The sequence below is a fragment of the Streptomyces tailanensis genome, from assembly GCF_008386495.1.
In the GTDB taxonomy this organism is placed as follows: Bacteria; Actinomycetota; Actinomycetes; order Streptomycetales; family Streptomycetaceae; genus Streptomyces; species Streptomyces tailanensis.
The window spans coordinates 1-7,451 of the sequence record NZ_VTHJ01000087.1; the positions used below are offsets into that span (position 1 = coordinate 1).

General features: G+C 72.5%; 6 protein-coding genes. 3 read left to right on the forward strand and 3 right to left on the reverse strand.

Annotated features, from left to right (window positions below):
* Positions 1-710, reverse strand: a 710-nt coding sequence (locus F3T56_RS41285; RefSeq protein WP_484422112.1) for an ABC transporter substrate-binding protein, incomplete at its 3' end; no start/stop codon positions are given.
* Positions 711-799: 89 nt separating this feature from the next.
* Positions 800-2,362 (reverse strand): amidohydrolase, encoded by a 1,563-nt coding sequence (locus F3T56_RS41290; protein WP_149830606.1) that lies wholly within the window; start codon positions 2,360-2,362, stop codon positions 800-802.
* Positions 2,363-2,508: 146 nt separating this feature from the next.
* Here F3T56_RS41290 and F3T56_RS41295 point away from each other — a divergent pair, with 146 nt between their 5' ends.
* The 3 genes from F3T56_RS41295 to F3T56_RS41305 are packed head-to-tail and all read left to right on the forward strand — an operon-like array spanning position 2,509 to position 7,180.
* Complete coding sequence (locus F3T56_RS41295; protein WP_149830607.1) at positions 2,509-4,227, forward strand: ABC transporter ATP-binding protein; 1,719 nt, start codon at positions 2,509-2,511, stop codon at positions 4,225-4,227.
* 17 nt (positions 4,228-4,244) lie between these two features.
* Positions 4,245-6,113, forward strand: coding sequence for an ABC transporter ATP-binding protein (locus tag F3T56_RS41300; RefSeq protein WP_149830614.1), 1,869 nt, complete (start codon positions 4,245-4,247; stop codon positions 6,111-6,113).
* Entirely contained in the window at positions 6,113-7,180 is a 1,068-nt protein-coding gene (locus F3T56_RS41305; RefSeq protein ID WP_149830608.1) for an iron-siderophore ABC transporter substrate-binding protein, read from the forward strand. Before F3T56_RS41300 ends, F3T56_RS41305 begins: the two co-directional genes overlap by 1 nt.
* Before the next feature lie 55 nt (positions 7,181-7,235).
* Here F3T56_RS41305 and F3T56_RS41310 read toward each other — a convergent pair whose 3' ends face one another.
* Positions 7,236-7,445: an MbtH family protein gene (locus F3T56_RS41310; RefSeq protein ID WP_149830609.1), complete on the reverse strand. Its 210-nt coding sequence runs from the start codon at positions 7,443-7,445 to the stop codon at positions 7,236-7,238.
* Positions 7,446-7,451: the final 6 nt, after the last annotated feature.

The following is a 7,451-nucleotide window of genomic DNA, read 5'->3' on the forward strand; positions in this document are numbered from 1 at the left end:
GCGCCGGGCCATGGCCCGGCGCGCTTCGCGCACATCTCCTCCAACCGCCAAGGGGGAGCCCCATGGTGCCGCCGGCGCCGTCGGAAGAAGTACTGCCGCAGTCGATGCTGAGCCCACTGAGCCCGCAACCTCCTCGGCTTCGTCGACGGCACCGACCGCTTCAGCGGGTTGAGCAGCGAGGTGCGGGCGATGCTGATGCCGACCGTGGGCGCGAGCGCCTCGATCTTCTCCTTGCTCTCCTGCGGGACGTACCACAGGTCCGGCGCCGGGAACATGTTGCTGATCAGCACGTCGGGCTCGAGGGCGGCGTACTTCTCGACGTTGAACTGGCCGTACTCGGTGCCCAGGCTGGTCAGTTCCGCCACGTCCATGTCGCCGGCCTGCGGGTTCGGCTTGCCGTCCACCGGCTCGGTGGGGCCGAAGACGCCCTTGCACTCGATGCCGTAGTCGTAGAGCGCGGCGGCCGTGCTGACGAACGCCACGATCGTCCCGGGCTTGGCGTCGGTGCGTACGGTGCGGCCGCGGTCGTCCTTGAACGACCACGGCCCGCCGTTGCCGCTCGCCTTGGCCTCCGGGGTGCCCTCGTCCTCGACGCCGCCACTGCCGCAGGCGGCGAACAGCGGGGTGAGCGCGAGGGCTCCGCCGACCGCGAGCAGGCTCCGGCGTGACGGGCCGTCGGGGCGCGAACGGGGAGACAGGGCACGGGACATGGCGGTACGACTCCGTCACACGGTGGGGAGAGACTCCACACAGTCACTAGCGAGGTAAAGCTAACCTAAATGTAAGTCAGGGGGCAGTGTCAGAACGTGTCGTCGCCCTCGACGAACGTCCGCACCACCTCGATCTCCCCGATCCTCGACACCTCCACCCGGCGCGGATCGTCCCCCAGCACCACGAGGTCCGCCCGCTTGCCGGGGGCGAGGCTGCCGGCGTCGGTCTCCCAGTGGCAGGCGCGGGCGGCCTCGGTGGTGTACGCGCGCAGTGCCTCCTCCACGGTGAGCGCCTCGCCGGGGCCGATGAGCCGACCGGACTCCGAGGCCCGCTCCACCATGAACTGGACCGCCCGCAGCGGGGCGCCGTTCGCGACCGGCCGGTCCGAGCTGCCGGCGACCCGGATCCCGTGGTCCAGGAAACCCCGGCCCCGGTAGAGCCAGTCGGCCCTGTCCTCGCCCATCACCGTGGCGTAGTCATCGCCGTAATAGCGCAGAAAGCTCGGCTGGATGACGACGGTGACGCCGAGCGCGGCCAGCCGGGGAAGCTGGTCCGGGCGGACCAGGCCCGCGTGCTCGATGCGGTGGCGGGCCTCGGGGCGGGGGCTCAGCTTCTGGGCCTTCTCCAGCGCGTCCAGGGCGACGTCGAGGGCCCGGTCGCCGATCGCGTGCACGGCGAGCTGCCAGCCCGCGAGGTGCCCGGCGACGATCGTGCTCTCCAACACCTCTGCCTCGTACATGAGTTGACCAGATCCGTCGCTGCCGAGATAGGGGCTGGTGAGGGCGGCCGTACGGGCCATCATGCCGCCGTCGGTGAAGATCTTGAGCGCGCCGAGGGAGAGCGTGCCCTCGCCGAAGCGGGAACGCAGGCCGAGGTCGATCGCCCGGCTCGTGGCGTCCTCGTCGGCGGCCTTGACGGTGTGGAGCGCGTCGGCCGCCACCATGAGCTGTACGCGCAGCGGCAGTCGGCCGGACTCGTGGGCGAGTTGGTAGGCGGCGGCCTCAATGGGGCTGTGGCCGATGAGCCGGCCGCCGACCCCGGCCTCGGCGCAGCCCGTGATGCCCTCGGCGCGGCAGGTGCGCGCGGCCCGCTCGATCGCCGACGCCAGTTCGGTGAGGGAGTGCGGAGGCCTGGTCTTCAGCGCCGCCCCCATGGCGCCCTCCGCGAGGAAACCGTCGGCTCGGGCCACATCCGCCGGAAGTCCGTCGAGAATCGCCGAGTTGACCAAACATGCATGACCGGAGAGGTGGCCCAGGTACACCTTGCGGCCCGCGCTGACGGCATCGAGGTCGGTGGCGGTGAGGGGGCGGTCCAGGGTGCGCTGGTCGTAGCCGCCGAAGTCCACCCAGCCGCCGACCGGGGCCTCGGCCACCGCTTCCGCCACAACGCGGAGTACGTCGTCGGCGCGCCGGCTCGGTGCCACGCTGGGAGCCTCGGCCTTCAACCCCGCCCAGGCCAGGTGCACATGGGCGTCGATGAAGCCGGGGAGCACCGTGGCGCCGCCCAGATCCAGGGTCCGCCGCGCCGACAGCCCCGCCACGTCCTCGTCCAGACCGACGACGCGCCCCCGCCAGATGCCGAGTTCCCGTGCGGCCGGGCCGGCCGGATCCATGGTGATGATGCGGGCGTTGGTGATCCTGGTGCAGAGCACGAAGGGGGATCCTTCCGGTCGTTCGAGGGGCGGTTCGGTCGTATCCACGACGCTTCAGGGCTGGCCCACGAGGGCGAACATAGTTAGCCTTACCTAAGTTTTCTTTGTACGTTTCCTGTGTTGGTGAAACCGGTCCGGAGAGATGCGTGAGAAAAGCGGACCCGCCGGGGCGGAGCATTCTGTGGCGTGCGGTCGGCGGACAGCGTCGGGACGTCGCGCTGGGCGCGGTGCTGGGCATGGGCCATCAGACGGGCGAGGCCCTCGTGCCGGTGCTCATCGGACTGGCCATCGAGCGTGGGGTCGTGGACGGCGACGTCTCCGGGCTGCTGCTGTGGCTCGTCATCCTGGCCGTCGTCTTCGTCGGACTCTCCTTCAGCTTCCGTTTCAGTGCCCGAGCGGGTGAGCGCGCCTCCGTCACCGCCGCGCACCACCTCAGAACCGAGCTGATCGGCCGTGTCCTCGCGCCCGAGGGCGGTGCGGAAGAGGGGCGGCTGCCCGGCGAGTTGACGAACACCGCCACCGAGGACGCCAAACGGGTCGGCGCCGTCTCCATGGTGATCGTCGTCGCCTTCGCGGCGGCGGCCGGTCTCGCGGTCAGCGCGGTCGCGCTGCTGCGGGTGTCCCTCGCCCTGGGCCTCCTCGTTCTGCTGGGCACCCCGCTGCTGCTGTGGCTGGGACACCTGCTGAGCAAGCCCCTGGAACGGCGCAGCGAGACCGAACAGGAACGCGCGGCACGCGCCTCGGGCGTCGCGGCCGACCTGGTGGCCGGACTGCGCGTCCTCAAGGGCATCGGCGCCGAGCCCGCGGCCGTCGCCCGCTACCGGCGCATCAGCCAGGACTCGCTCTCCGCCACCCTGCGAGCCGCCCGCGCCGAAGCCTGGCAGAACGGCGTCGTCACCATCCTCACCGGCGCGTTCATCGCCCTGGTCGCCCTCGTCGGCGGACGGCTCGCCGCACGCGGCGACATCGGCCTCGGCGAACTCGTCTCCTCCGTCGGCCTCGCCCTCTTCCTCATCGGCCCGTTCACCGAATTCGCCTGGGTCAACGCCGAGTTGGCGCAGGGCCGCGCCTCCGCCGCCCGCATCGCGGAGGTGCTGGGCGTCCCCGGCGCCGTAGCGCAGGGGGCGCAGGCCGTTACTCAAGGGCACGCCACGGAGGGCCGACTGCGTCTGCGGGACGTCTCCTACGGCACCCTGCGCGGCGTGGACCTCGACATCGCCCCCGGCGAGACCGTCGGCGTCGCCTCCACCGACCCCGCCGACGCCTCGGCACTGCTGCGCTGCCTCGGCCGCCGCGCCGACCCGGGCACCGGAGCCGTGGAACTGGACGGAACGGAACTGACCGCGCTCGCACTCGGGGACGTACGCGCGGCGATCGTCGTCGCCGAGCACGACGCGGACCTGTTCGAGGGGACGGTCCTGGAGAACGTCACCGCCGCGGTCGGCGGCCGTACGACCGACGCCCACAACGGGGCGGTCGCCGCCGCGCTGACCGCGTCCGGCACCGACGAGGTCGCCCGCGCACTGCCCGACGGCCTCGACACGCCCGTCACCGCACGCGGCCGCTCCCTGTCCGGCGGCCAACGCCAACGCGTCGCCCTCGCCCGGGCGCTGGCGGCCGACGCGCCGGTCCTCGTCGTGCACGAGCCCGCCACCGCCGTCGACGCCGTCACCGAGGTACGGATCGCCGCCGGCATCAGGGACGTCCGCGGCGGACGCACCACGCTGCTGGTGACCAACAGCCCCGCCCTCCTCGCCGTCACCGACCGGGTCGTCCTCCTCCACGCCGGCCGCGTCACCGCGACCGGCGACCACGAACGCCTGATCCACGACTGCGCGGACTACCGGACGGCGGTCCTCACATGACCGAGCCCACGGACGCCATGACCGAGCCCACGAGCACCAAGACCGAACTCCCCCCCGCCGTCGAGGCCGGCAGCCGTACCGCCCCCGTCCTGCTCCCCGTCGCCACCCCCGCCCGCACCCGTGCCGCCGTCGCCGAACTGATGCGCCCGCAGCGGTGGTCGGCGCTGGCCGCGTTCGCCGTCATGGTCGGCTCCACCGCCGTAGGGCTGCTGGTGCCGCCCCTGCTGGGCCGGATCGTCGACCTGGCCGCCGAGCGCGGGTCCGTCGACGCCATCACGGCCACCGCGGGACTGCTGGTGGCCGTCGCCGTGGCGCAGGGCGTCACCGCCGGGTTCGGGCTGTCGCTGATCGCCCGGCTGGGCGAGACGACCCTGGCCCGGCTGCGCGAGCGGTTCGTCGAGCGGGCGCTGGCGCTGCCGCTGGACCGGGTGGAGAAGGCCGGCGCCGGGGACCTGACCGCCCGGGTCACCGCCGACGTGTCCCTCATCGCGGAGGCCGTACGCAACGCCCTTCCCGCGCTGGGGCGTTCGGTGCTCACCATCGTCCTGACCCTCGGGGCCATGGCCCTGCTCGACTGGCGGTTCCTGCTCGCCGCCCTGCTGGCGGTCCCCGTACAGGCGGCCACCGCACGCTGGTACGTCACCCGGGCGATCCCGCTCTACGCCGAGCAGCGGGTGGCCGCGGGCGCCCAGCAGCAGCAACTGCTCGACACCATCGGCGGCAGCTCCACCGTGCGGGCGTTCCGGCTGGAGCGGGAACACACCGAGCGCGTCGCCGAGCGGTCCCGGTCGGTGGTGGACCTGACCATGCGGGGCATACGGCTCGTGCTCGGCTTCTACAGCCGACTGCACATCGCCGAGTACACCGGACTCGCCGCCGTCCTGGTCACCGGCTACTGGCTGGTCCGCCAGGGCTCGGCCGGCATCGGCACGGCGACGGCCGCCGCCCTGTACTTCCACAGCCTGTTCGGCCCGGTCAACGCCGCCCTCGCCCTTCTCGACGACGCCCAGTCCGCCACGGCGGGCCTGGCCCGGCTCGTCGGCGTCACGGACGAACCCGTACCCCCGCTGCCGGACCACACCGCCCGGGCGGGCGGCGTCGAGGTCACCGTGCGCGGACTCGGCCACGCCTACCGGACGGGCCACCCCGTCCTGCACGACATCGACCTGACGATCGGCCACGGCGAACGCGTGGCCCTCGTCGGCGCCAGCGGAGCGGGCAAGACGACCCTGGCCCGGCTCGTCGCGGGCATCCAGCCGCCCACCACGGGCACCGTCCTCATCGGCGGCGTCCCGCCCACCGAACTCGGCCCGTCGACCGTCTCCCTGATCACCCAGGAGACCCACGTCTTCGCCGGCCCCCTCGCCGACGACCTGCGGCTGGCCAGACCCGACGCCACCGATGACGAACTGCGCGCCGCACTCGACCGCGTCGACGCCCTCGCCTGGGCCGAGGCCCTGCCCGACGGGCTCGCCACGGTCGTCGGCGACGGCGGCCACCGGCTCAGCGGCGAGCGGACGCAGGCCCTCGCGCTCGCCCGGCTGATCCTCGCCGACCCGCCGCTGGTGATCCTCGACGAGGCCACCGCCGAGGCGGGCAGCGCCGGGGCACGCGCCCTGGAGAAGGCGGTCGCCCGCGCCATAGACGGCCGCACCGCGCTGATCGTCGCCCACCGCCTCAGCCAGGCGGCGACCGCCGACCGCATCGTCGTCATGGACGCGGGCCGTGTCGTCGAGACCGGCACCCACGACGAACTGCGCGCCGCGCGCGGCCCCTATGCCGCCCTCTGGTCGGCCTGGTCGGACGCCCGCGACACCGGCCCCTGGCCGGACCCCGAGACCCCCACACGTACCGCTCCACAGGAACCCGAACCGAAGGACCGCTGATGTTCCGCTCCCGTAGAGCGCCACGGCTCGCCGTCGCGCTCGCCTCCGCCACCCTGCTCCTCGCCACCGCCTGCGGTGGCGACTCCGACGACGCCTCCGACGCGTCGGACGCCGGCGCGGAGGCGAGCACCTCCGGCGAGTCCGCCTTCCCGGTCTCCATCGACCACAAGTACGGCAGTACGACGATCAAGGCCGAGCCCAAGCGGATCGTCACCGTCGGCCTCACCGACCAGGACGCGGTCCTCGCTCTCGGCCAGGTCCCCGTCGGCACCACCGAATGGCTCGGCGGCTACAAGGGAGCCATCGGCCCCTGGGCCGAGGACAAGCTCGGCTCCGCCGAGGCACCGACCGTCCTCAAGGACACGGGCACCGGCCCGCAGGTCGAGAAGATCGCCTCCCTCAAGCCCGACCTGATCCTCGCGGTGTACGGCGGACTCACCAAGGAGCAGTACGAGTCGCTGTCCAAGTTCGCCCCCGTCGTCGCCCAGCCGAAGAAGTACAACGACTACGGCGTCCCGTGGCAGGAGCAGGCCGAGACGATCGGCAAGGCCCTCGGCAAGGCGGACGAGGCCGCCGCGGTGGTCAAGGAGACCGAGGACACCATCGCCAAGGCCGTCGAGGAGCACCCCGAGTTCAAGGGGCAGAGTGCCGTGATGGCCACGCCGTACGAGGGCATGTTCGTCTTCGGCAGCCAGGACCCGCGATCCCACCTCCTCACCGACCTCGGCTTCACCCTGCCCGCCGACCTCGACAAGGTGATCGGCGACCAGTTCGGCGCCAACATCAGCAAGGAGCGCACCGACCTGCTCGACCAGGATGCCCTCGTGTGGCAGGTCGCCGACGTCACCAAGGACGCGGACAAGCTGCACAAGGACGCTTCCTACAAGGACCTGAACGTGGTCAAGGAGGGCCGCGAGGTCTACGTCAACGAGACCAGCGACTACGGCAACGCCCTGTCCATGGGCACCGTCCTGAGCCTCCGCTATGTCGTCGAACGCCTTGTGCCGCAGCTGGCGGCCGCCGTCGACGGCAAGACGGACACCAAGGTGGAGCAGCCCGCGAGCTGACGCGGTCGCGAGCACGAGGAAGGGGCCGGTCGAGCGACCGGCCCCTTCCCGCTTGTCAGCCGTCCATCGACTCGGCCAGGCTCCGGGGCCGCATATCGGTCCAGTGGGTCTCGACGTGCTCCAGGCAGGACTGCCGGGAGTCGGGCCCGTGCACCACCCGCCAGCCGGCCGGTACGTCCACGAAGTCCGGCCACAGGCTGTGCTGGTTCTCGTCGTTGACCAGCACCAGGTAGGTGCCCTCGGGGTCCTCGAACGGGTTGCTCATACCACT